This is a genomic window from Halovivax gelatinilyticus (assembly GCF_024300625.1).
Taxonomy (GTDB): domain Archaea; phylum Halobacteriota; class Halobacteria; order Halobacteriales; family Natrialbaceae; genus Halovivax; species Halovivax gelatinilyticus.
In genome coordinates this window covers 3,455,652-3,477,227 of sequence record NZ_CP101322.1, presented here as the reverse complement: position 1 = coordinate 3,477,227, position 21,576 = coordinate 3,455,652, and the positions used below count along the sequence as shown (strand labels likewise).

Genomic DNA, 21,576 nt, shown 5'->3' with positions numbered 1-21,576 from the left:
TCCCGATCGAGCCGAGCGTGATCGAGACTCCCTCTGACAGACGGACCCGTCGAGAACTCCGGTGAGACACCTGCCGAAGGCAAAGAGTTATGCGAGCGGTCTCCCGAATTGTGGACGATTGCATGGCTGGTCGGTTGAAGACTGGGGTTGACGTGTTAGATCGGAAACTCGACGGCGGATTACCGCCTGGGTGTACCGTCGCGTACACGGCCTCGCCGGCGAGTCAGTCCGAACTGCTCCTGTACCAGCTCACCGCCGCACGCGGAACGCTCTACATCTCGACCGAGCGGTCGGACGACGCCATCCGTCACAGTATCGAATCGACGCAGGCGCGCGTCGGGAGTCCGACGATCAGACACATCACCGGAGACGACCCGATCGAGGATGCTCACCGTCTCGTCAGCGCGTTACCCGATGGGGCCAACCTGATCATCGATACGATGGACGTCATCGAACGAACGGACGTCGACGCCTATCGAACGTTCCTCTCCGATCTCAAAACCCAGATGCTAGAGACCGGTTCGATCGCCGTTTTACACTGTCTGGAGAGTGATCAGGTGCCACGGAACCGATCGACGACGCTCCACATGGTCGACGCCGTGTTCAACCTCGAGACGAATATCGGGGCGACCGAACTGGAGAACTTCCTCACGATTCCGAAGTTCCGGGCCGGCGGCGCACCCACCGAGCGGATCAAACTCGAACTCGCGAACGAAGTCGAGATCGATACGAGTCGGGACATCGCCTGACCGGGCGGGTCTTCGTCGCATTCTTCGTCGATCAGTCCCGCCTCGTGTCCTTCGCTTTGGGGCAGGTCCGTTCGGCCCGCTGACGACGGTGCCCACGGTTCGAACAGATCTCGGTAAGCGAGACGCCGTTTACTCTCAGTCGTCACTACGAAGCGTCTATCCAGCATGGGGCGATTGAGCGGTATAAATACGTCCAGCGGGTCGATTTACTCGACCACGTCGGCTTACTCGTCGGCGTCGGCTTCGAGTTCTTCGACGATTTCGTCCGCGTCGATATCCGCGTCTTCGAGAGCGTCTTCGAGGCCACTCGAGTCGTCCGCACCGTCGCCGTCTCCGGCGCCGCCGAGGCCGCCCATCATGCCGGGCATGCCCATCCCCATTCCACCGGTGCCGTCGATGACGTCCTGGACGATGACGCGGTCGACGCCGACCTTGTCGATGACGTCCTGGGCGATCTGCTGCTTCGAGAACATCCACTGCTGGTTCATCGTCAGCTGCGGCGTCGATTCGACGTAGACCGTCTCCTTCTCGACGACTTCGGTCTCGAACTCCGGTTCTGCGTCTTCGTCGTCATCGTCCTCGTCCGGTTCGACGAGCACCTCTTCTTCGACCTCGTCGGTCTGGATCCAGAGTTCGGGTTCGACGTCTACGTACATCTCGAAGAGGCCGGCGGCCTGCTGTTCTCTATCGTCGACCGTGTCGAGAATCTCGTACTCGTACTCGACGTCCTCGCCGGCGAGCGGGTGGTTGAAGTCGACGCGGGCGCGACCGCCGATGATCGTCTCCAGGTAGCCGTTTTTCCCGTCGATCTGGATCTGCGCGCCGGGGTAGCGGTCGTCCTCGTCGATCTTCTCTGCGCTCACGGTCTCGACGGCGTCGGGGTCGTACGTACCGAACGCGTCTTCGGCGGGAACGGTGACGGTTCCGGTGTCGCCGACCGCACCGCCGTATGCGTCCTCTTCGACGGCTTCGAAGATGTGGCCCTCGCCGAGGATGATCGTTCGCGGATTGAACTCGCGGTCGGTTTCGATACCTTCCTCGTCGGCGACGTCCTGATCGGTCGTATCGACTAGCTGCCCGTCTTCGACGGTGCGCGCGGTGTAGGAAATCTCGATGAAGTCGCCGGCCTGCAGGCCGTCTTCCGTCTCGGTCGACTCCGTCTCCGTCTCTGGGTCGTCTTGAGCGTCCGTTTCGACGTCATCGGCCGGTGCGTCAACTTCGGCCTCCTCTTCCTCGGTCATACGTGGTACGTCCCGCCGTCTACATTTAAGGAACACGTTTTGTCCCTGCGCCCGGCGAACGCTGCAGTCGGCCGACCCGTTCGCGTTCGTCCAGCGTGGCGTTCTTATCGAAACACGTCGAAACTACGCCCATGAGCGACGCCAGGTCGACGTACGAAGTCGAAGTGAAGGTGCCCGCAACACTCGATCGCGTCCGGGAGCGCGTGCGATCGATCGGTGCGAGCGACGAGGGCCGCGTCGAGCAGGTGGACACGTACTACGACGCGCCTCACCGAACGTTCTCGAAGACCGACGAGGCGTTGCGCATCAGAACGGAACGTCGAAGCGGCGACGAGCGGGTCGAACTGACGTACAAGGGTCCGCTCGTCGAACGCGCGTCAAAGACCAGAGCGGAAGTCGAAACCGAAGTCGACGACGCGGTCGCCGCGGCCGAGATTCTAGAACGGCTCGGATTCGAACCGGCCGCGACGGTGCGGAAAGATCGCCATCGATTCGCGTTCGACGGCGTCACGATCACCCTGGACGAGGTCGACGGCGTCGGGACGTACGTCGAGGTCGAGCGGACGGCGACCGCCGACTCGATCGACGAGACGAGAGCCGAACTGTTTGCCACCCTGGATCGACTCGGGTTAGACCCCGACGAACAGGTTCGAACGTCCTACCTCGGACTGATGCTCGAGGGTGAGTCATGATAGAAGGGAGTCGATCACATACCCTGATCGCCGGGTTCTGATCACCAATCCGATGGGTCCGATACGGGCCACCGTCCGTCTCATCGCAGTCGAATCGCGCCGTCGCCAGTAATCTCGACGTGAAAATACATTTTCGCAAGTTATAGAACCGGCCCGACGCAAGGTCGGTGCAATGACCGACAGGAACATACGCGTAGAGCCGTTCGAGCGACGCGGCATCGAAGACCAGGAGATCGAGATCGTCGAGCGAAAGGGAATCGGCCACCCCGACTCGATCTGCGACGGAATCGCAGAGCACGTTTCGCAGGCGCTCGCGCGCGAGTACCTCGATCGAGTGGGTACCATCTTGCACTTCAACACCGACGAGACACAACTCGTCGCGGGAGAAGCCGCGCCGGCCTTTGGCGGCGGCGAGGTCGTCGATCCGATCTACGTCCTGATCGTCGGTCGGGCGACGAAACAGTTCGAGGGTCGGACGATTCCGACCGAACGAATCGCCCTCGGTGCGGCGCGAGAGTACTTAGAACAGACGATTCCACAACTGACGTTCGGCGAGGACATCGTCGTCGACGTCAAGTTCGGCGAGGGCAGCGGCGACCTCCAGGACGTCTTCGGTGAGGACGACGAGGTGCCGGTTCCGATGGCGAACGATACGAGCTACGGCGTGGGACACGCGCCGCTTTCTGAGACCGAACGAATCGTCCTCGAGGCCGAACGCCGTCTCAACGGCGAGTACGCCGACCGGAACCCGGAACTCGGAACCGACGTGAAGATCATGGGAAAGCGCGAGGGCGACGAGATCGACGTCACGGTCGCCGCCGCCATGATCGACGAACACATCGCCGACATGGACGAGTACGTCGACGCCGTCTCGCGGGTCCGCGAGTTCGTCTCCGACGTCGCGGCCGGCCACACCGATCGGGAGGTTCGCGTTCACGTAAACACCGCAGACGACTACGAGGCGGGTTCTATCTACCTCACCGTGACCGGAACGTCCGCCGAGCAGGGTGACGACGGCTCCGTCGGTCGCGGCAACCGGGCGAACGGACTCATCACCCCCAACCGGTCGATGTCGATGGAGGCGACGAGCGGGAAGAACCCGGTCAACCACATCGGGAAGATTTACAATCTACTCTCGACGGAGATCGCCAAATCGGTCGTCGACGAGGTAGACGGTGTCACCGACCTCAGGGTTCGTCTGCTCAGCCAGATCGGTCGACCCATAGACCATCCGCACGTCGCCGACGTGCACGTCATCACGGACGAGGGTGTTTCCCTCGAAGCCGTCGAATCGTCGATCGAATCCATCGTCGACCGCGAACTGGGCGACGTATCCGGTCTGACCAAGCGGGTGATCGACGGCGAACTGACGACGTTTTAACGACGTGCCGACGGCGAGAGTTGGCCGCGACTCCGGTATGTGACACCTTCGACGCCGTTTCAGGGGACGTATTTTGACCGATGTATTTCGACCGATGTTTTCCGCACCGAGGCGTTCGAAGCGCGGGCAGGCGATTGACTGATATCGGTTATGTGGTAGCTGTCTCGGTGATACCAGTTGTGTCGTAGCTGCCTCCGTGATACCAGTTGTGTCGTAGCTGTTTCGGTGGTACCAGTTGTGAACTAGCTGTCTCGGGGGCCTATGGTGTGATCGTTAGCTCAGATGCAGTAGTTTCTCACTTCGGAACAGCCAAGTGAGACGAACGGTTCCGAAAATATATCGATTCGAAGTAGTCGCCTATGTCAACGTCGGACCATCCACCTCGCCGGATCGTGTTCGCGGTGGTTGCGAGTACCTTCTTCGTCGGATTTGGCGGCGGCGTCGTGTTTCCAATTTTGCCGAATCTGGGCGAGGTGCTCGGGATTTCGGCGTTCATGGTCGGGCTGATTCTCAGCGCGAACCGGTTTACGCGCCTCGTTTGCAATGCGCCGGCGGGGGTCCTCGTCGATCGAATCGGGACCAGAAAACCGTTCATCGCGGGGTTGGTGATCGAGGCGTTCGCCACCGTACTCTACGTGGTCGCCATGCTCTCTGCGCTCCCCGAAGCGTGGTTCATGCTGGCACGAATCCTCTGGGGTGTTGGGAGCGCCCTCGTGTTCGCGACGGCGTACACGATCACGGCCGACGTCAGCGACGCCGGATCCAGGGGGACGAGTATGGGGATTATTCGCGCTGGAATCACGTTCGGATTTCCGGCGGGGTTGGTTCTCGGGGGCGTGGTGAGCGATCTGTGGGGTGATATCGAGGCGTTCGTCCTCGCCGCGGCGTTCGCCGCGTTCGCAAGCCTCATCGCGTACCTGATCGTTCCCGAAACGCACGTCGACGAACCCGACGACTCGATCAAGCCGTGGGACGTCGATACCAGTTTGCCCGCGGTGACGATCGGACTGGTGAACTTCGGGCTGTACTTCGCGTACATCGGCGTCCTGTTTTCGACGCTGGTGCTGTTTTTAGACGAGCGTGCGATCTCGATTTTCGGACTCGACGCGCAGGGCTCGTCGGGAATGTTGATGGCCATCACGGTTCTCATGGGCGCAACGTTCACGCTGGGTGGCGGCGTTCTCAGCGATTCGCTCGGGGCCAGAATCCCCGTTCTCGTCGGCTTTCTGCTGACCGCCTGCCTCGGGTTCGTCGTGCTGGCGATCGGGTCAAGTTTCGAGGTGCTGGTCCTCGCGTGCATCCTGATCGGTGCCGGACAGGGCGGGATCGGCGGACCACTCATCGCCTTGCTGGCTGATCTCACGCCCGAAGAGCGGATGGGCAGAGCCGTCGGAACGAACAACGTCCTCGGGGATATCGGGGGTGGACTGGGGCCGCTCGTTTCCTTACCGCTCGTCAATATCGTCGGGTTCGAACCCGTCTACGCGGTCTCCGCGTTGCTCCCGCTCGTCGCCGGCGTCATCCTGCTGGTCGGCGTCTACTCGCTCACCGGCCAGCTCAATCCGACCATCCGTGAAACGAGTAACTGACGGCTACTCGGAGGCGAAGGCGAGCGACGCGACGGGCTGTTCGACGCGGCGGTGATGGCAACCCCCTTATATCGCGGCCTGCCTAGGCCCGGGCATGCATCCTCCGGGGGCCGACACCGTGCTCGTTCGTCACGGTGACCTGAACACGAAGAGCACCTCCGTCAAGCGGTACATGGAGGGGTTGCTCGTCGGACAGCTATCGGCGCTCCTCTCCGATCGTGACATCGCCGGATCGGTCGAGCGCGAGTGGAACCGGCCCCAGATCCACGCGGACACCGAGAACATCGACGCGGCACTCGACGCCGCGACAGACGCGTTCGGCGTCGTCTCGGCGAGCGCCTGTCTGACCGTCGAACCGACGCTCGAGTCGATCCTCGACGCGCTGGCGGAGACGGCGAAAGCGTGCTACGACGGCGGCTCGTTCGCCGTCGACGCCCGCCGAGCGGACAAAGATCTGCCGTTTACGAGCGCCGACGTCGCAGAGAAAGGCGGGACGCGAATCTGGGAAACCGTCGAGTCGTCGTTCGAACCGCGGGTCGATTTAGACGATCCGGACGTGACGTTCGGCGTCGAAGTTCGAAGCGAACTGGCGTACATCTACGTGACCTCCGTTTCCGGACCGGGCGGCCTCCCGCTCGGCTCGCAGGCGCCGATGGTCGCGCTGGTGAGCGGCGGCATCGATTCGCCCGTCGCCGCGTACGAGACGATGCGCCGCGGGAGCCCGGTCGTCCCCATTTACGTCGATCTCGGCGATTACGGCGGCCCGGATCACGAGGCGCGAGCGATCGAGACCGTTCGATCGCTCCAGCGCTACGCCCCGAACACGGATCTTTCCGTCTATCGCGTCCCCGGCGGTGAGACGGTCGCACACCTGGCCGAAACGATGGAGCAGGGTCGGATGCTCTCGCTCCGGCGGTTTTTCTACCGAATCGCAGAGCACGTTGCGAGCGAGGTTGACGCAGCCGGAATCGTCACCGGGGAGGCGCTGGGTCAGAAGTCCAGCCAGACGGCACAGAATCTGGCGGTGACCTCGCGGGCGACGACGCTGCCGATCCACCGACCGCTGCTCACCCGTGACAAACAGGAGATCGTCGCCACTGCGCGAGAGATCGGCACCTTCCGCGAGTCGACGATTCCGGCGGGCTGTAACCGGGTCGCACCCGACCGCGTCGAGACGAATGGAACCCTGGAGCGATTGCTCGAAGTCGAGCCAGGCGACCTGTACGATCGCGCCGAGGCGGCGGCAGCGGAGGCGACGACGGTCGAACTGTGACCCCATCACCACGAACGATGACGGCAAGTGCGCCACCGGAATCGAGTTTGCGTTCATCGCATCGGAAGCCGAAACCACCATTACCCTGCCGGCCCCATCGACCCACGTGACCCGGGTCTGTCTCGTCGGCGACGCGGACGTCAACTTGCAGTACGAACTCCTCTCGCGGGAGACCTCGCGGGAAGCGCTCTCGACGTACGATCTGCGACGCCCCTTCGAGAATTCGATCGCGGTCAGAACCGTGAGCCTCGGCAGCGCCATCTCGCTGTGTAACGATCTCAGCTGGTACGTGGTCAGGTTCGTCGACGACGTTCTCATCCAGGAGCCGAGCGTCGACGAGACGGAGTGGCTCTCTCACAATCTGGCGAAGGAACTCCGATCCGACGCAATCGGCCCGGAGGAGACGGGCGAGTTTTTGAAGCTCTACGGGCTGGAGTACCCATCGGACCGTGCAGACGGTCGAGACGATGGTCCGTCCAGACCCCACCCGACCGGAAACCGAGACGACGGCGACGGTGACTCCCGACGACGGGTAAACGACCCCGCGGCGGGTGGTGGCCCCGCGGGAGTATCTACCGACGGTGACGATCCGTCGACACCGGACGGGCCGCCACGGCTCGTCGAACCGCTGTACGTCAGGCGGACCGACGGGAAGATTCCCGAGTACGATCTTCGGGACGTCTCCGAGACGGTCGTCGTGCGGTTGACCGAGACCGAGTACGCCCCGTAGGTCCTCAGAATCCCTGGGCCTGGCCGTCCTTTCTCGGTTCCGTCGCACCGGCGAGGCTGTCATCGCGACGGCGAACGATCTGGGCGCCGCCGAACATCGCCGGGTGGAGGACGCGCACGTCGTGTCCGCGGCGTGAGAGCGCACCGGCGTTCGACATGCGGTCTTCGACGGCGAGCGAGCCGTCCTCGCGCACGCGCCATCGCGGTGCGTCGAGTGCCTCCTGGAGTCCCATTCCGTAATCGACGACGTTCGAGATGACCTGGACGTGGCCCTGTGGTTGCATGTACCCGCCCATGACGCCGAACGCTGCCCAGTCGTCCTCGTCGAATCGAGCGATTGCGGGGACGAGCGTGTGGAACGGTCGTTTTCCGGGTTCGAGGCTGTTCGGGTGCGAGGAATCGAGCGAGAACGACGCGCCACGGTTTTGTAAAGCGATGCCCGTCTCGCCGGCGACGAGGCCGCTGCCGAACCCGGCGAATCGAGAGTTGATGAACGAGACGAGGTTCCCCTCGGCGTCGCCGACCGTGAGCAAAACCGTGTCCGCGTCTTCGGCGTTAGCGTTCGGCACGCCGATTTCGGGATCGGCAATCGGCCGCTCGCCGATTTCCTGGGCCCGTTCTCGGGCGTAGGCCTTCGAATCGAGCGGCGGGATCTCCTCGTAGTCCGGATCGGTGACGTAGTGATGGCCGTCGACGAAGGCGAGTTTCATCGCCTCGGCGAACGCGTGAACGCGGGCTGGCGATCCGTAGTCGTGCTCGCCCGCGCCGATCTCTTCGGCGATGTTGAGCGCTTCGAGCGCGATCATTCCCTGATTGTTCGGCGGCAACTCGAAAATCTCGGCGCCGTTGTACGTCGTCGAGATCGGATCGAGAAACTCGGGTTCGAACGCCGCCAGGTCGTCGACAGTCATGAATCCGCCCGCGTCCTGAATCTCGCTCGCTATCGCGTCGGCGATCTCGCCCTCGTAGACGACGTCCGCCCCTTCAGTGGCGATCCGTTCGAGCGATTCCCCGAGCCTGTCTAGCGTCACCGTTTGCCCGGGATCGGGCGCATCGCCGTCGAAGAGGTAGGCGTCTCGGGCGTTGTCGTCGGTGAACAGCGATTCGGCGCCCTGCCAGTAGTACGAGATGACTTCCGAAACCGGGTAGCCCTCCGTGGCGTACTCGATGGCCGGCTGGAGGACGTCGTGTAGCGACAGCCGTCCGAGCTGTTCGACCGTGACCTCCCAGCCCCTGGCCGTTCCGGGAACGGTGACCGCGTGCGGGCCGAGAAACGGCATCTCGAGTTCGTCGGGCTCTGCGACGTCGTCGACGGCGTACCCGCCGCCGTCGGGATAGTAACTCGCACGCTCGTCCGCGTCGACGCCGGCGACGGCGTCTCTGACGGCGTCGATCGTCGCCTCGGCCGGCGCGCCGCCGCAGGCGCGCATCGCCCCCACGTCGCCGTCGGCCGTTCGGTACAGCGCGAACGCGTCGCCGCCGAGTCCCGTCGACGTCGGCTCGACGACGTTGAGCGCTGCGGCGGTCGCGACGGCCGCATCGAAGGCGTTTCCACCGTTACGCAGGATCTCGACGCCCGCTTCAGCCGCCAGCGGTTGGCTCGTCGCGACGAGCCCGCGGTTCGCTCTGACGGTCGACCGCCGAGAGGTGAATCGGTCCAGGTCGTAGTCCATGGTTGGCCCTCCCTCCGAACCGTCAAAAGTGACTTCCTCGCGGCAACGACCGTGGGCCACATTTCGTCCGCCACCGGATCGACTGTCGTCGGTGCAAAACGTTCACGGTCTTCCGGTTCGTTGACCCACCAATGCCAGCGGGTTCGCGGTTGCCAGGTATCGAACCCGACTCCGACGACGCGGACCCGATCGTCCTCCACGTCGACGCCGACTGCTTTTACGCCGCCTGCGAACGACTTCGCGAACCAGCCCTTCGCGGCGAACCGTTGGTCGTCGGGATGGGCTACGAAGAGGGTGACGACACCGGAGCCGTCGCCACCGCGAGTTACGAAGCTCGCGAGTTCGGCGTCGAAAGTGCCATGGCAATTTCGAAGGCCCTCGAATCCCTACCCAGACGAGCCGATGCCAACGCGGCGGACGAACCGGCCGAGGGAACCGGCTACTATCGACCCGTCGACATGGACTTTTACGAATCGGTGAGCGACGACGTCCGCGAGATCCTCCACGAGTCGGCCGACGTCGTCCGCGAAGTGAGCATCGACGAGGCGTATCTCGACGTGACCGAGCGAACCGCCTGGTCGGTCGCCGAGGGGTTTGCGAGACACGTAAAGGAGCGCATCCATCGAGAGGTCGGCATCACCGTCAGTATCGGCGTCGCCCCGACGATGAGCGCGGCAAAGATCGCGAGCGACTTCGAGAAACCCGACGGACTCACCGTCGTCGAACCGAGCGAGGTGCGGTCGTTTCTCACACCCCTGGACGTCGGGCGCATTCACGGCGTCGGTCCGGTCACCGCGCGGACGCTCCGTGAGATGGGGCTCGAAACGGCGGGTGACGTCGCCGATGCCGACGTCACTGCCCTCGTCGATCGGTTCGGCGATCGCGGTCGCGAACTTCACCAGTTCGCTCGCGGAGCGGACGAGCGTCGCGTCTCGCCGCGGGGATTACCGAAGAGTTTCTCGCGCGAATCGGCCGTTGGCCAACCGGTCACGTCGTGGGATCGAAAGCGCGAGATCCTCCGGACGCTCGCCGCCGCGGTGGCCGAACGTGCGACGCGTGAAGGCGCGCTCTATCGAACGATCGGCGTCAAAGCGGTCACCCCACCGTTCGAGATTAGCACGCGAGAGCGATCGCTGTCGGGCCCGATCGACGATCCGGACCTGGTCGAAGAGATCGTCCTCGATCTGTTCAGGGAGTTCGAAGACGCGCGGGTTCGAAAACTCGGCGTTCGACTGGCCAATCTCGACTTCGATGCGGCCGATCAAACGGATCTCTCCGGGTGGGATTCGACGGACGCGGATGCGGTCGAATTCGGCTCCGATCCGACGAACCCGACGTCGATTTCCGAATCGGAGGGTGCCTCCGGTCAGCTGGACCTGTTCGCTGTCGCCGCCGAATCGACCGAATCCCAGGAGTCGATGGATCGAACGGGTGCCGATTCTCCGTTTTCTGGATCGACGACTCGACCAGGAACGGAGCCCACCGACCAGTCAGGAGGGGCCACGCCGACGATCGATGAGTGGGTCGCGGTCGACGACAGTGATAGAACGGACCCGACGACTGGCGAATCCTCCGGCGACGGTGCGGAATCGAGAGACGGTGAAAGCCGAGACGCGTCGAACGAACGAACCGGGCCGCCCACGGGATTTTCCGGTCAGACGACGCTATCGGATTTCTCGTGACCGCTCGTCGTCGAATCGGTTCGTCCGACGTACACCGAAAATCGGCCGTAACGCTCTTTCGGACGCCGGACGGAGTCACCGATGAACGCCGAACAGCAGAATTATAGCCACCTGGAAGAGACCTTCGAACGAACACGATCGGTCGGATTCGCCTTACCATGACTGAGGACTTCTACGATCTTCTCGACGTACCGACGGACGCCACGCCGGACGAGATCAAGACGGCGTTTCGCGAGCAGGTTAGAATCTATCACCCCGACCTCAACGACGACGAACGGGCGCAGGCTCAGTTTTCGGTGTTGAAGACGGCGTACGACGTCCTCAGCGACCCGGTCGAACGACAGGCCTACGATCGGCTCGGACACAGATCGTACGTCGCAAAGCGGACCTCGGGTATTCCCTCTCCGGATACCTGGATCACGACGGATCGAACGGACGACGCCGGATCGGAACCGTCGTCGGTCGAGACCAATTCCGAATCGTGGAGTTCCGTCTCGACGAGTACGGGAACGACGTCGCGGGCGGACGGCACCACCGGATCGAACCGATCGGGATCGGCCAGTCGAACCAGTGTCGGCGAGCGGGCTACCAGATCCGGTGGCTATTCGACGCACACGGCCGATCGGACCGGGTCCAACGCGTTCGTTCGGTGGTGGCGCTCGAAGAACTTCGCCTTACCGCTGTTGTGGATTGCAACGATCGTCTACCTCGTCGGCATCGTCCAGTACGGCCTGCAAAACGCCGACGCGTTTCGCGCGCTCAGAGAGTCGGTCTCGGCCGCCGGCATCGACGGGGCGGCACAGTGGGAGGTGTTGACGGCAGATACCTACGGTCTGGTCTCCGGGTACGCGACGATCAACTCGACCGATTTCGTCGCTCCGCCGGTCGCTTCGACGGCGTGGTACGGCGCGCTCGTCGCGGGGAACGTTGCCGTCGTTGCACTGTTGTGTGCCTATCGAATCCGGTATCGAGGCGACACGTACGGCCCGGTGACGATGAACGAGACGATCGCACTGGCCGCCGCCGTCGGAAGCTCAGCGGTACTCGTCGGCGGGCCCCTTCTCGCAGGGGCCCTGTTACTTCCGCTGTTGTACGGCGTCGTTATCTATCACTCACACCGGATCCCCGGCTGGTCTCCGTCGTACGCCTACCTCGTGGCCGTGACGATGCCTCTCGGTGCGCTCGCCGCCGGCTGGCTCGGTGAGACGTCAGTCTCGATCGAATTACTCGCACTCGTGCTCCTTCCGGTCGCGGGGGCGCTCGGTCTTCCCATCCGGTTCGCCGTTCGTCGCCGATTCGGAATCTGATCGGTCGGCCGCCGACTACGTCACCCGACCGTCGTCGCGACGCCCTTCGTCTGTCGGTAGTCTCGTTCCGCGATCGCTCGCAGCGTGCTCTCGGCTTTTTCGAACGCCGTGTCGTCCCACGTTGCCGGATCGGCGAGCGGAACGACGAGAAATCCGCGGCCCCGGAGTTCCCTCGCGTGAAGGGCTTCGGAGTCGAGTGAAACTCGATCTCGAAGCGTCGTATACGATCGGAGGACGTGGTCGATCGGGCGGTCACCGACAGCGAGTAAGACGTGTGCGTTGACGGCTCTGAGTTCGGCGTCGAAGAACCGTTCTAACTCCGCGTATTCGTCGGCTGTAGGCGATCGATCGCGCGGGGGCGTACACAGGTGGATATAACTCAGAAAGCAGTTGTCGACGGTCGGCGCCGAGGCCGGACCCGAGAGGAACCCGGTTTCCCGAAGCAGCGTCTGGATTCGATCACCCGCTTTCGAGGCCGTAAACGGGACGCCCGTTTTGGTCCCACCGTGTATTCGGGGGTTGTCGCCGATAACGTGGAAATCGCCGTTCGGGTCGCCGTAGCCGTAGACGGCCGGTTCGTCGCCCTCGTCACTGACGTCGAACGGGGCGCGCATCCCGAACGGATTGCTCGTCCGGTCCGTGATGGTTTTCACAGCCGTCGTATCCACCGAGTCGATAAAATGGTAGCGGTCGATATCCGGTTACGAGGACGGTGCCGTCAGGTTCCGTTCTTCGAACAGCTTCTGGCAACTCTCGTCACAGAAATGGTGGAGGGTATCGTCTAGGGACACCGTGACTCCGTCTTCGCCGACGGTGTCAGCACACGTATCACAGTTGAGAGTCAGCGGGCCAGCCGTAATCGACGGATCCCTGGCTCTGGCCTGTAACAGGTGGACGCGATAGGACTCGATCTGCTCTGCGTCGAGTGCCTCCAAGAGCGCGGGACCGACGCGTTCGCTCCGTAACGAACCGATTGCGAGGACCCTGGCGTCGGTCGTGGTGAAGACGTGTTCGATTCCGTCGACGGCAACCAGCGCCTCGGTCAGACCGTCGACCGACGTCGCGCGAAGCTCGAGGTCGATCAACAAATCTACCCCGTCGGTGAAACACGATTGGTCGAGATCGATCGTGAATCGCTCGATGATATCGAGTTCGCTCATCCGATTGACTCTGTCGGAGACGGTGGGGGCGGAGACGTCGACCTGTGTCGCGATATCGTTGTACGGGCGGCGGGCGTCTTCGAGGAGGAGGCGCAAAATTGCGAGGTCCGTTTCATCAGGTGAACGCATACCGGTAACTTCGCAACCAGATGGTTTACATTTTACGGAACAAATCACAACAGTAAATCTAGTTCTCACCCTCGCTTTGTGGACTATTCGAGCGTTACTGGTAGGTCCGTTGGTTGGTAATATGGCCTCCTCGTTACGGGCCCTAATGACGAACGGTAGGATATCTGAAGGCGGGCCGGTCGAGGGCGTTACCGAGGGGGCAATATCGTCGGAAGCCGATCAGGTGGTCTGGGCGCGCCGAACGTCCCAGGTCAGGACGACCAGAGACGCGAAGACGAATCCGGAGACGACGAAGTAGACTAGATCGATCAGCGGATCGTATCCCATCACCGATTCACGACCGAAGAAAATCACGACGAGAGCGAGTGCTGGAGTGAGCGAGAGGGTGAGTGCCCGACGCCCGGCGTACATCGATATGCCGACGATTCCAGCAACCAGACAGAAAAAGAGGAGACTGAGGGTGATGGCGTCCTGAAGTGTGTGCATGACGGTCGTGTACGAATCGATGACGAGGGGGCTGAAGACGATCTGGACGGGAATCAGTGCCGCGGCTCCCGCGAGCGACAATTGCAGGCCGGAACGGCCGATCCGATCGCTCCAGCTCAGGATCGTCGCGACCGCGAACAGGACGAAGATGACGATCGCCGTCCAGAAGTGCAGGTTGAGGACGGTGAGGTCGTAGCTGAGAACCGTCTCGCGCCCCAGGGTAACCTGAATCGGCGTCAAAATCAATCCGATCGTGACCGCCCAGGCGATGGTTCTGTCTACGTTTGCCCACCACGCCGCCAGCGTCGACCCGATGATAAATACGCCGGCGATCATCGCGACGACACGGTGAATCCACTCGAAGAAACTCGGGAACCCGGCCGGAAAGAGGTTCAAGAGGCCGCCATCACAGAGCGGCCAGTTCGCGTCACAAGCCAGTCCGGCTCCGGCCGCCCTCGTCGCGACGCCGAGAAGAATCGTCGCGACTACCAGAAGGAGCGTCGTCGCGAGCAGGTGTGGGAGACCAATGTGCGTACGAATCGTTCGCACCGAGTGCGTTACGGTAGTAGACGACACGTGCGTTCGGTTCGTCTTTGGCAACGACGCTATTTGAATCGTGCGAGTTCTCCGTCCGTCTGGGAATGGTCAGAAGGGATGAGTCAACTGGGATCGGAGCCAGAGCGAATGGATGAGTCAACTGGTCGGAAGCCGGCGCGAATGAACGCGTGGCCCGTAGACGATCCACGGAGGTCGAACGCGGACGCCTGTCACCTACGTATCGAGTCGAAGTGACGAACACAGCGCGTCCGGACCGTCTCGGTCGAGGATTCGTCGCTGTTTCGACGCTCCGCTCTCTCGATCGAACACCGATCGAATTCCATCGACTCCAAGTCTCTCACACTCCGATTCGACGATTCGCTCGAGGTCTATCGCTCCGTCTCCGGTTCGATCGATGAACGTCGCGTCGTGACCGTCGCGGATCGCTCGCCACTTGTTCTCGTCGAGTAACTCGCGTCGTAGCGAGTCGGCCGTGCCGGACTCGCCGTCGTCGTATCGGTCGCCTAGATCACGGACCAGGGCGTAACTGTACTCGACGAAGGCGTCGATGATCTCCGGGTCGGCCTGTCCGTCGGGGGTTCGGATCTCGACCGTTCCGTGACCGGTGTGCGGACGGACGTCGAACCAGAGTTCGCCGCGGTCGTCGATCGAGCCGTGTTCGACCATCCGACGTTCGAACCTGTCGAACGCGTCGAAGTCCTCGAAGTAGGTGGGCATCCCCGTGTTCGGGAGCCCCTCGAAGATCTTCGCCCGAGCCGACGCGAGGCCGGTGTCGTATCCGTTCCAGAACGGCGAGTTCGCAGACAGCGCGAGGATGATCGGAACGTACCAGCGAAGTTCGTTCGCGATCCAGACCGCCTTATCCGCGTCGTCGACGCCCACGTGTACGTGCACGCCGGCCGTCGTGTTCCGATGCTGGGGATACCGTATCCGGTCGAGCTGGGATTGATACCGGGGCTTTTCTGCGTGTTCGAGTTCTCGCCACCGAGCGAGCGGATGAAGGCCCGCCGCGGCGATGGCGAAGCCGTGTTCCGCCGCGTGCGACACGAGCGCCTCTCTGATTTCCCGGACGACATCGCTCGCTCGTTCGGGCCGTTCGATCAGCGGCGTTTGGGTCTCGATGACGCACTTGAATAGTTCGTGATCGAGTCGTCCCTCTAGAATCTCCGGCGGGTCGTGTTCGTAGACGAGTTCGTCCGTTCCGCTGGTCGGCCGGCCAAATTCATCGACGACGTAGCACTCTTCTTCGATACCGAGCGTTCCCATCCGGTCGAACGACTCCGGCGACCCGCGATCCATCGAGGGGATATTGCTGGCGAGCCCCTATATACCGTTTGGAGTCGGCAGTGTGGGGTCTATCACTACCATCCACCCGTCTCGTGGCACGATCCGGTCACCTCGGCGTCGCGACGATGCCAAGATGGTCCGTGTGGTAGTCGTCGAGTCGACCTGTTTCGCATATCTCGTAGGCGTTCTCGAGCGTCGAGACGACCCGATCGAACACGGAATCTGGGTCGGCAGTGACGTCCTCACTTCTGGCTTTCACCGCCATGAGCAACCGACCGTCGTCGGCGAGAAATTGTCGGTTTTCGATCGCGACGCGCGCCTGACCCCGCGTAGCGACGTCCTGGACGAGAAGATCGACGTCAGACTCGACGACGTGCGCGTAGGTCTCCGGTTTTCGCGCGTCCGCGAGGATCGGAAACAGTCGGGGTCTGCTCTCGGTCACGTCGAGTAAGTCGCGTGCCGGTCGCGGGGCGAACTCGACGGCGTAGGTCGGCCCGGCGATATCGGCGACGTGACTGACGGTGGTGCCACTCGCGGCCCCGAGGTAGAGGACGGTTTCGTCGTCGCGTCCGTCGATGCCGGTTTCGAAGCCGGCTTCGAGCATGGCCGCGAGTTTCGAGCGGTTCGGATCCCAGCCGCGCCACGGTCCGTCGGTCGGCTCGGTCGACACCGGCTCACCACGCGTCGCGAGCCACTCGCGGCCGTCCATCGATCGGCGATCGACGCCGTCGGGAAGCTCACTCACGATTCTCACCGTCCGCGTCCGACGAATCTGACGCGTCGTCGGTACGGGCGTGAATCGTCGCGATCCGCTCTGCGAGTTCGGCTTCGAGTTCGGGACGTCGATCCCCTGCGTAGTGATCGATTCGCGCGGCGATGGACAGTTTGCCGGCGAGCGCCCTCGCGGCGGATCCCCGGTGGTCGGGAGCGGCTTCCCTGACGGCCGGGTGCGTGTAGATAACGCCGTGCTTGGGCGATGGAGCCTGGCCCCGCAGGTGTGCGAAGAGGGCGTTTTCCGCTCCGAGTACTTGGACCGTCCCGCTCGGCTTCTTTGCGAGCGGTTCGAGGCCGCCTCCGAGCGAAATCAATCGTCCGGCCAGGATCGGTCCGGCCAGCGCGCTCAGGTTGGGCGCGGCGGTCGGAGCGGTTTGCTCGACGTGCGCTTGAAGCGAGTCGGCTTCGTCGGCCAGGTCGACGACGCGACCGGCGAGCGACCGAATCGACTCGCCCACCGCGTCCGGCTCGTCGTCGACGATCGATTGCGCGTACTCGATACCGGCCCGCGCGTCGGGATCGACGGTGGCCGCCCATTCGGCGAGTCGCTCGGCCAGTTCGTTCGCCGTACGACGACAGTCGTCCATCGCCCGCACCGCGTGGATCAACTGTCGATCGTCGGCCCGTTCGCGCTCGTTCACCGCTCGTCTGGTGGCCGCGACCGTCACGTCTGCGAGCCAGTCGTAGTAGGCGTCCGTGTCGGAAACGATCCCGGACGCGACTGCCTGCTCCGGCCATCGATCCGGCCGATCCGCGTGGCCCGTCCGGACGGCGTCTACGGCCGTCGCCGTCTCGCCCGGTTCGAGCCCGTCGAACCAGCCGTCGGTGTGGGGCGTCTGCTCACTCATACGCACACGTTCGGAGTCGGCTCCTAAAGGGTTCGCGGTGGAGATCCGTACAATCGTCGACAATCGCTCTCCCGTCTCGATCAGGTCGGCGTCTGCGTACTTCCTTCGATTAATTGTACGAGGACGGACGCGAACAGCGAGTTTGCACTCCAGATAGCCGTTTCTTGCTCGGCGTCGTCGACGACTGAGAGGAGCACGCTATCGGTATCGACGATGAGGAGGCGTCCGGATCGGTCGTCCTCGTCCGAAGCGACCGCCGGTGGGTTCGTCACGGCCACGTCGTTTTCGTCTTCGAATCGCGATCGAACGGCCGCCGATCGACTCACGACGGTTACGTCGAGTCCCGAATTAGCCCGATCGATCAACGTTTCGGTGATCGAATCCGTGAGGTACGCCGGCACACGGGTGCCGAACACGATCCGGTCGGTGGCGTCCGAAATGAGTTCGACCACGCGGTCGTCGACGCGACGATTTCCTCGCACCGTCCAGATCGCTTCCTGCTCTTCCTCACCGTCGGCCTCGTTCCGCACGGCGTCGACGTACTCGAACGCCCGTTCTCGTTCGGTCTCGAACCGGTCCTGTAAGATCCCCTTCGCCTCGTCGATACCGACCGCGCGATACCGGATCGGACTCGATTGCTGTACGTCGAGCAGTCCTCGCTCTTCGAGTCGATCGGCGACGCTGTACACCTGCGAACGTGGGACGTCCGTCACGTTCGCGACCTCGCGCGCCGATCCCGTGCCGAGTTGCTGCAGGGCGATGAACACTTTCGCCTCGTAGCTCGTCAACCCGAGGCGTTCGAACGCGTCGATCGCTTCGGGTTCGGTCGGCGTCAATCGTCGTCACCCCGGGCCTGGTCGGTATCGCTCGCCGCGACGTCCGAACCCCGTTTGCCATCCGTCGGTTCGGCCCTGGTGAACGAAACGTCCGTCGGCCCGAAGTACCGGGTCCACAGGATCAACAACGACGGCAAGACGATGACGCTCGCGAGGAACGCGTAGATGATCGTCAGTCCGGTGATGATGCCGAACTGCTGTAACACCGGAAGGATCGCGAGCGAGAGCGTTCCGAATCCGCCCACCGTCGTCGCGGCGCTTCCCAGCAGTGCGCCACCGGTTCCTCTGACGGTAGTTTCCATCGCGTCCCACACGTTACCCTGCCTGTCGAGTTCGAGCGTGTAGCGCGAACTGATGTGGATGCAGTAGGCGACGCCGAGCCCGATCGTGAGGCTGGTTATCATCCCGGTGAGCACGTTGAACGGCATTCCGATGAGGTACATCGTCCCGAGGATCCAGCTGGTCGCGAGCGCAACCGGGAGCAAGGTTACGGCCCCTAACGATGCGCTGTTTCCGGTTAGCCGGTAGGCGATCGAGAGAAACGCGAACACGACGACGAGGGTGATCAAGAGGCTTTCGAGGACGGTCTCGAAGAGATCCTGCTCGATGATGTAGAAGATGATCGGATCTCCGGTGGCCGTCACCGTCCAGGCTCCGCCGCCCGCGGCCTCGAAGTCCGCACCGATCGCGCGTAGTTCGTCGGTGACGTCGCCGAGGTCGGCGTCACCCTGAACGGCGACGACCATTCGAAGCGCCTCGTACTCGCCAGCTTCGTTCTGATAGATCAGTCCCTCCGCCTCCGGGGAGACGGCCAACAATTCGTCGTACACCGACTCCAGGTCCTGGTCGGGGACGTTATTTCCGGTTGTGTCTGCGGCCTCGAAGGTGGCGGCGAACGACTCGTTGTACGAATCGGATTCCTCGTCAGCGACCCGTTGCATCAACCCGAGCGGACTCGACACGTCGGCCTCACCGCTCGGCAGTTCGTAGACGATTGTATCCGTTCGATCGTCGAGCTGTGACTCGGCGATAGCCATCTCTTCTAGTATCTCGTCGTCGGTAACCGACCCGTTGATGAGGTATTCGGCCCGCGCATCGTCGCGCGTGTAGTGTTCGTTGACGAAGTCGAGGTTCGACTTCATCTGGTACTCGCCGGGACTGAGCGACCCGGGAAGGTACTCGGTCCAGGACGGCGGGTCGTCCGCCAGGAAATCCTCTTCGTCGAAACTGGTGTCGACGTTCGCGGCCCCGTAGACGCCACCCGCGGTGACCAGAAGCACGACGACGACGAGGACGAACGGCGCCTTCTGTGCGGCGATCGCTCCCGTTTCGAGGACGCGGCTGAATCGACCGCCGCCGGTTCCGAAGGCCCGTTTCCGACGATCGTATCCGCGCGATTCGAGCAGTCGATCGAGTTCGACCTTTGCGGCCGGGACGATCCCGCCGAAGACGATGAGCGCGGCGACGATACCGAACGCGCTGACGAGGCCGAATTCGCGGATCGGCTGGATCGGACTCACCAAGTTCGCGAGGAATCCGATCGCCGCCGTCGCCGTCACCCAGACGAGCGCCACGCCGACGCCGGCCAGGGCGATCTTCATCGCCCCGTCGACGCTCGTCGTCCGTTCGTCGACAGCCGAATTCGTCGCTTCGTCGCCAGACTCTCGCTGTTCGCGGTGACGCATGAAAACGTGGATCGCGTAGTCGATCGACAACCCGATCAACAGGACCGGCACCGCGACGAACATCTGGTTGAACGCGATTCCCGCCCAGCCCATGAAGCCGAACGTCCAGACGAGAACCGCCAGGATGCCGAACACGCCGAGGACGATGTCCAGGACGTCCCGATAGGCGATCATCAGCGCGACGACGACGAACAACAGGGCGAGCGGACCGACGATAGCGAGACTGTCGGCCATCGACTGATCGATTTCGTCGCTCATGATACCGAAGCCGAACACCATGTACTCCTGATCCTGGTCGGCTCCGAGATCCTGCAGCGCGAGTTGGCCGTCGACCACGGGGCCGAAGACGCCGCCCATGTCGTCGACTTCGCTATCTTCGGTCGTCTGCGTGAGGACGGTCATCCGCGTCTCGGCTTCGGTGGAACCGGGATCGTAACCGCTCGGCAACATGGCGAGGACGTCGGCGTTCTCCGCCGAGAGCGTCGAGGCGACTAACTCCTCGTAGGTCGCCTCGTCCATCGTCTCGATCGCCTCGATCTGCTCGTCGAGCGTCGGCGTCTCTCCGTCTTCCAGCGCTTCGTACTCGTCCGCGTAGACGCCGACCGTTCCCTGCTCGTAGGCGGCGTCGAGCGATTCGCCGAGTGACTCTTGCTGACGCTGGTACGTCTCTTCGTCGATCTCGCCAGCTTCGAACTGTCGTTCGAGGTCGATCAGCTCGCCTTCGATCGTTCGAACCTGCTCGAACGCGTCGAGGAAGATTCCGGCTTGCTCGTCGTCCAGGTCGGCTATCGCCTCCGATTGCACGTCGGCAAATCCGGCCTCGATTTCACCAGCTTGCTGTTCGTACTCCTCGTCCGAGACCTCGCCGGCGTCGTACGACGCGTTCAACTCCGCGTAGGACTGTTCGAGTGTTCGCGTTTCGTTGAGGGCGCCTTCGAGCTGTGCTGTCTGCGTTTCCAGTTGCGCGGCGCGCTCTTGCTGGATGTGCGTGATCGCGAGAATATTCTCGACGCCAGTGATGGGATCGTCAGCCACTAGTGTGTCCGATATCTCCGACGTGTCGCGTATCTCCTGTTGATATCGGAGTGATTCGAGGATAGATTCCTGCGCGAGGACGTTCTCACCGCGGACGATCAGCTGAACGGTGGTTTCGTTCTCGTCAGCGTCGGTGGCGAAGTTCTCGTCGATGTACGACGCGGCGTCTGTCTCCGGCGACTCACTCTCGAATTGACCGAGCGACGAGTCGTCGTCGACCATCGTCATGCCCGAACCGATGAGAACGGTTAACAACAACAGCGTGACCAGGACGGTCTTGCTTCGGGTCGTTATCACCGACGCGAGACGGTCTGGAAGACTCATGGCTGTCCCCTCTTCGACGGTAGTGACGTGTCGCGACTCATTTATCGTGTGTGGGTACTGACCGGTCGGTCATATACCTGTTGTTACGAATTTACTAACAGTGCGATCGGTGGCTGGTGACCGAACGCTCCGGTCGAA

Annotated in this window: 18 protein-coding genes; 8 read left to right on the top strand and 10 right to left on the bottom strand. The window is 62.9% G+C overall.

Translation table 11 applies throughout. The features are described from left to right. Positions 1-122: 122 nt before the first annotated feature. Entirely contained in the window at positions 123-749 is a 627-nt protein-coding gene (locus tag NKH31_RS16525) for an RAD55 family ATPase (RefSeq protein ID WP_254862886.1), read from the top strand. Between the two features lie 224 nt (positions 750-973). Here the strand turns inward: NKH31_RS16525 and NKH31_RS16520 are convergent, their stop codons facing one another. After that, complete coding sequence (locus NKH31_RS16520; RefSeq protein WP_254862885.1) at positions 974-1,990, bottom strand: FKBP-type peptidyl-prolyl cis-trans isomerase; 1,017 nt, start codon at positions 1,988-1,990, stop codon at positions 974-976. 131 nt (positions 1,991-2,121) lie between these two features. Here NKH31_RS16520 and cyaB point away from each other — a divergent pair, with 131 nt between their 5' ends. From cyaB to NKH31_RS16495, 5 genes are all read left to right on the top strand, one after another. Beyond that, entirely contained in the window at positions 2,122-2,682 is a 561-nt protein-coding gene (gene cyaB / locus NKH31_RS16515; protein WP_254862884.1) for a class IV adenylate cyclase, read from the top strand. 172 nt (positions 2,683-2,854) lie between these two features. After that, positions 2,855-4,063, top strand: coding sequence for a methionine adenosyltransferase (locus NKH31_RS16510; protein ID WP_254862883.1), 1,209 nt, complete (start codon positions 2,855-2,857; stop codon positions 4,061-4,063). Between the two features lie 359 nt (positions 4,064-4,422). After that, complete coding sequence (locus tag NKH31_RS16505) at positions 4,423-5,652, top strand: MFS transporter (protein WP_254862882.1); 1,230 nt, start codon at positions 4,423-4,425, stop codon at positions 5,650-5,652. A gap of 94 nt (positions 5,653-5,746) precedes the next feature. Next, complete coding sequence (locus NKH31_RS16500; RefSeq protein WP_254862881.1) at positions 5,747-6,925, top strand: tRNA sulfurtransferase; 1,179 nt, start codon at positions 5,747-5,749, stop codon at positions 6,923-6,925. A gap of 106 nt (positions 6,926-7,031) precedes the next feature. After that, positions 7,032-7,655, top strand: coding sequence for a DUF5804 family protein (locus NKH31_RS16495; protein WP_254862880.1), 624 nt, complete (start codon positions 7,032-7,034; stop codon positions 7,653-7,655). 4 nt (positions 7,656-7,659) lie between these two features. Here NKH31_RS16495 and NKH31_RS16490 read toward each other — a convergent pair whose 3' ends face one another. Then, positions 7,660-9,327: a gamma-glutamyltransferase family protein gene (locus tag NKH31_RS16490; RefSeq protein ID WP_254862879.1), complete on the bottom strand. Its 1,668-nt coding sequence runs from the start codon at positions 9,325-9,327 to the stop codon at positions 7,660-7,662. 131 nt (positions 9,328-9,458) lie between these two features. Here NKH31_RS16490 and dinB point away from each other — a divergent pair, with 131 nt between their 5' ends. Next, on the top strand, positions 9,459-11,009 hold the full coding sequence (gene dinB, locus NKH31_RS16485) for a DNA polymerase IV (protein WP_254862878.1): 1,551 nt from the start codon (positions 9,459-9,461) through the stop codon (positions 11,007-11,009). 158 nt (positions 11,010-11,167) lie between these two features. Continuing rightward, positions 11,168-12,316: a J domain-containing protein gene (locus tag NKH31_RS16480; RefSeq protein ID WP_254862877.1), complete on the top strand. Its 1,149-nt coding sequence runs from the start codon at positions 11,168-11,170 to the stop codon at positions 12,314-12,316. A gap of 20 nt (positions 12,317-12,336) precedes the next feature. On the opposite strand, the gene NKH31_RS16475 is transcribed toward NKH31_RS16480, so the two are convergent. From NKH31_RS16475 to NKH31_RS16440, 8 genes are all read right to left on the bottom strand, one after another. Next, entirely contained in the window at positions 12,337-12,969 is a 633-nt protein-coding gene (locus NKH31_RS16475) for a uracil-DNA glycosylase family protein (protein WP_254862876.1), read from the bottom strand. Between the two features lie 48 nt (positions 12,970-13,017). Beyond that, positions 13,018-13,605, bottom strand: coding sequence for an AsnC family transcriptional regulator (locus tag NKH31_RS16470; protein ID WP_254862875.1), 588 nt, complete (start codon positions 13,603-13,605; stop codon positions 13,018-13,020). Positions 13,606-13,824: 219 nt separating this feature from the next. Continuing rightward, the gene (locus NKH31_RS16465) at positions 13,825-14,640 is read right to left on the bottom strand and encodes a COX15/CtaA family protein (RefSeq protein ID WP_254862874.1); all 816 of its coding nucleotides are present in this window, start codon (positions 14,638-14,640) and stop codon (positions 13,825-13,827) included. Positions 14,641-14,862: 222 nt separating this feature from the next. After that, complete coding sequence (locus NKH31_RS16460) at positions 14,863-15,948, bottom strand: glutamate--cysteine ligase (RefSeq protein ID WP_254862873.1); 1,086 nt, start codon at positions 15,946-15,948, stop codon at positions 14,863-14,865. Positions 15,949-16,042: 94 nt separating this feature from the next. Further along, the gene (locus NKH31_RS16455) at positions 16,043-16,681 is read right to left on the bottom strand and encodes a fibrillarin-like rRNA/tRNA 2'-O-methyltransferase (RefSeq protein ID WP_254862872.1); all 639 of its coding nucleotides are present in this window, start codon (positions 16,679-16,681) and stop codon (positions 16,043-16,045) included. Continuing rightward, positions 16,674-17,558, bottom strand: a complete 885-nt coding sequence (locus NKH31_RS16450; RefSeq protein ID WP_254862871.1) for an NOP5/NOP56 family protein — start codon at positions 17,556-17,558, stop codon at positions 16,674-16,676. Before NKH31_RS16450 ends, NKH31_RS16455 begins: the two co-directional genes overlap by 8 nt. Before the next feature lie 80 nt (positions 17,559-17,638). Further along, positions 17,639-18,394 carry a TrmB family transcriptional regulator gene (locus NKH31_RS16445; RefSeq protein ID WP_254862870.1) on the bottom strand — a complete coding sequence of 252 codons (756 nt, stop codon included), beginning with the start codon at positions 18,392-18,394 and terminating at the stop codon, positions 17,639-17,641. Next, a complete protein-coding gene (locus NKH31_RS16440; protein ID WP_254862869.1) occupies positions 18,391-21,438 on the bottom strand; it encodes an MMPL family transporter in 3,048 nt (1,015 codons plus the stop codon). The genes NKH31_RS16445 and NKH31_RS16440 overlap by 4 nt, the downstream gene beginning before the upstream one ends. Positions 21,439-21,576 lie beyond the last annotated feature (138 nt).

Coding starts and splice junctions, on each gene's coding strand:
- NKH31_RS16525 (WP_254862886.1), top strand. CDS start 123: ATGGCTGGTCGGTTGAAGACTGGGGTTGACGTGTTAGATCGGAAACTC.
- NKH31_RS16520 (WP_254862885.1), bottom strand. CDS start 1,990: ATGACCGAGGAAGAGGAGGCCGAAGTTGACGCACCGGCCGATGACGTC.
- cyaB (WP_254862884.1), top strand. CDS start 2,122: ATGAGCGACGCCAGGTCGACGTACGAAGTCGAAGTGAAGGTGCCCGCA.
- NKH31_RS16510 (WP_254862883.1), top strand. CDS start 2,855: ATGACCGACAGGAACATACGCGTAGAGCCGTTCGAGCGACGCGGCATC.
- NKH31_RS16505 (WP_254862882.1), top strand. CDS start 4,423: ATGTCAACGTCGGACCATCCACCTCGCCGGATCGTGTTCGCGGTGGTT.
- NKH31_RS16500 (WP_254862881.1), top strand. CDS start 5,747: ATGCATCCTCCGGGGGCCGACACCGTGCTCGTTCGTCACGGTGACCTG.
- NKH31_RS16490 (WP_254862879.1), bottom strand. CDS start 9,327: ATGGACTACGACCTGGACCGATTCACCTCTCGGCGGTCGACCGTCAGA.
- dinB (WP_254862878.1), top strand. CDS start 9,459: ATGCCAGCGGGTTCGCGGTTGCCAGGTATCGAACCCGACTCCGACGAC.
- NKH31_RS16480 (WP_254862877.1), top strand. CDS start 11,168: ATGACTGAGGACTTCTACGATCTTCTCGACGTACCGACGGACGCCACG.
- NKH31_RS16470 (WP_254862875.1), bottom strand. CDS start 13,605: ATGCGTTCACCTGATGAAACGGACCTCGCAATTTTGCGCCTCCTCCTC.
- NKH31_RS16460 (WP_254862873.1), bottom strand. CDS start 15,948: ATGGATCGCGGGTCGCCGGAGTCGTTCGACCGGATGGGAACGCTCGGT.
- NKH31_RS16450 (WP_254862871.1), bottom strand. CDS start 17,558: ATGAGTGAGCAGACGCCCCACACCGACGGCTGGTTCGACGGGCTCGAA.
- NKH31_RS16440 (WP_254862869.1), bottom strand. CDS start 21,438: ATGAGTCTTCCAGACCGTCTCGCGTCGGTGATAACGACCCGAAGCAAG.